Genomic DNA, 2,526 nt, shown 5'->3' with positions numbered 1-2,526 from the left:
CCCCGCCCCTTTATCGGCAGGGCAAGCCGCGCCAGACCGATGACTTTGGATTGGCTCCCTTCGTCATTGCGGGCCCCGGACCTGATCCGGGGGAAGCAATCCAGAGCGGTTTGCGCCTGCTCTGGATTGCCGCGCGGCTTCGCCGCTCGCAATGACGAATCCTTCTAATGCCATCATGGTCTATGGCCTGTGGGGATTCCGCTTTTTCGCAAAACAAAACCGCGTGCTCCCGCCCTTCGACTGCCCGCAGGGCGGGCGCTCAGGATAAACTTCCGCCACAGGCGGAAGGCGGGAGCCCAGAGCGGAGGAAATCGGGGTTTGCGTTCCACCGCACCGGGTCCCCGCCTTCGCGGGGGCACGCCCCTATGCGCCCGCTCCGGGTGACTGAACTCTGATGATTTTGGATTGACCCTCTTCGTCATTCGCCGCTCGCAATGACGTTTCCATTCGATGTCATCATGGTCTAGCAGGCCGCATGACTTCGATCCCGCTTCCCACGCCCGCCAGCCCGCTGCGTATCGGCACCCGCGCCTCGCCGCTCGCGATGGCGCAGGCGAATCTCGCGGCGGCGGCGCTCGTCGCGGCGCACGGCCTCGACCCGCGCGCGCTCGAAATCCTGCCGATGACCGCGACCGGCGACAAGATCCAGGACCGCGCGCTGGCCGAGGTCGGGGGCAAGGCGCTGTGGACGCGCGAACTCGATATCGCGCTCGACGCGAAGGTCATCGACATGGCGGTGCATTCGCTCAAGGATGTCGAAACGCTGCGCGACGAGCGCTTCTTCCTCGCCGCGATGCTCGAACGCGCCGATCCGCGCGACCGGATGGTGGTGCCCGACGGCGGCACCGCGCGGACGATCGCCGACCTGCCGCACGGCGCGCGGCTGGGGACGAGCAGCCCGCGCCGCGCGGCGCAGGTGCGGCGTATCCGGCCCGACCTCGAAACCCCGCTGCTGCGCGGCAATGTCGCGACGCGGCTTGCCAAGCTCGCGGCGGGCGATGCCGATGCGACGCTGCTCGCCGCGGCGGGACTCGCGCGGCTCGGCATGGACGCGATCGGCACGGCGCAGCCGATCGACCTGCTGCTGCCCGCCGCCTCGCAAGGCGCGATCGGCATCGAATGCCGGGCGGAGGATGCCCCGCTGCGCGCGCTGATCGCCGCCGTCGATCATGCGCCGACGCATGCCGCGGTCGCCGCGGAGCGCGCGTTCCTTGCCGCGCTGGGCGGGGACTGCCGCTCGCCGGTCGCGGCGCATGCGCGCTGGCTGGACGATGGCGCGCTGCGCCTCGATGCCGAAATCTATTCGGAGGACGGCGCCGATCATGTCGCGGGCTGGACGCAGGTGGCCGGCCCCGCCGACGCCGCGACGCTGGCGCGGCGCCTGCTCGACGAGGCGCCCGATGCGGTGCGGCGGCTGTTCGCGGCGTGACGGCCGCGCTGCCGCTGCTGGTGACGCGCGCCGACCCCGGCGGTGCGGCGACGGTGGCGCGCGCGCGGGCGATGGGGCTCGACGCGCGGCACCTGCCGCTGTTCGCGGCGCGTGCGCTGGGCTGGACGGTGCCCGATCCGGACGATTTCGACGCGCTGCTGGTGACGAGCGCGCAGGCGATGCGGCTGGCGGGCCCCGGGCTGGCGCGGCTTTCCGCGCTGCCGGTGCACGCGGTGGGGGCGCCCTCGGCCGCCGCCGCGACGGCGGCGGGCCTGCACGTCGCGGTCACGGGGGACAGCGACGGGCAGACGCTGATCGATGCCATGCCGTCACGGCGCGTCCGGCGCGTGCTGTGGCTGTGCGGGCGCGATCATTCGCCGCTGGTCGCCGGTGCGACCGTGCTGACGCCGCTTCCCTGCTATGCCGTCGATCCGGTCGATCCGCCGTCCGAATGGGCGGCGCTGATCGAAAGGCCCGCGGTGCTGCTCGCCTATTCGGGGCGCGCGGCCGAGCGAATCGCGGCGCTGACCGGGCGCGCGCGCGATCATCTGGCGCTGGTCGCGATCAGCGAATCGGTCGCTGCGCGCGCGGGCCGGGGATGGCGCGCGGTTTCGCTCGCCGCGCGGCCCGATGACGCCGCGATGTTGGCAGAGGCGCATGCTTTGTGCCACAAGGGCGCACACAGGGTCGTCTGAAAGAAGAATATGGCAATCGACAGCGACAAAATGGCGCGCGCCGAACCGAGTGTCCAGGGCCGGGGGCCGTCGTTGCGGATGCTCGCGATCGGGGCGCTCCTGCTGCTGCTGATCGGCCTGGTCGGTGGCGGCTGGGCGATGAGCCGGCTGATGACCGGCCGGCAGGCGCTGCCGGTGGCGAAGGTCCTCGAAGCGCCCGTTCCCGGCGGCGTGCCGGTGGCGGGCGGCGCCGACGAGGCGGCTGCGCCGGCCGCGGCGGCGAGCCAGCCGGCGCTCGTCGTCGCGCCGGTCGACGGCGCCAATGCGCTCGCGGCGCGGGTCGCCGAACTCGAACAAAGACTGTCGCGCATCACGATCGAGGCGGCGTCGGCGTCGGGCAACGCCTCGCGCGCGGAGGGGCTG

At 72.6% G+C, this 2,526-nt stretch carries 2 protein-coding genes and 1 pseudogene; all 3 read left to right on the top strand.

The genetic code is table 11. The features are described from left to right. Window positions 1-475 precede the first annotated feature (475 nt). Window positions 476-1,429, top strand: coding sequence for a hydroxymethylbilane synthase (gene hemC, locus SGR02S_RS19125; protein ID WP_067113800.1), 954 nt, complete (start codon window positions 476-478; stop codon window positions 1,427-1,429). Further along, window positions 1,426-2,124: a uroporphyrinogen-III synthase gene (locus tag SGR02S_RS19120; protein ID WP_067113798.1), complete on the top strand. Its 699-nt coding sequence runs from the start codon at window positions 1,426-1,428 to the stop codon at window positions 2,122-2,124. The genes hemC and SGR02S_RS19120 overlap by 4 nt, the downstream gene beginning before the upstream one ends. Before the next feature lie 9 nt (window positions 2,125-2,133). Continuing rightward, a pseudogene (locus SGR02S_RS19115) lies at window positions 2,134-2,526 on the top strand (hypothetical protein); the annotation flags it as partial.

It is taken from the genome of Sphingopyxis granuli NBRC 100800 (assembly GCF_001591045.1).
In the GTDB taxonomy this organism is placed as follows: Bacteria; Pseudomonadota; Alphaproteobacteria; order Sphingomonadales; family Sphingomonadaceae; genus Sphingopyxis; species Sphingopyxis granuli.
Note: the sequence above shows the minus strand (reverse complement) of the source record. Positions and strands in the feature narration are given on the sequence as shown.

Coding starts and splice junctions, on each gene's coding strand:
- hemC (WP_067113800.1), top strand. CDS start 476: ATGACTTCGATCCCGCTTCCCACGCCCGCCAGCCCGCTGCGTATCGGC.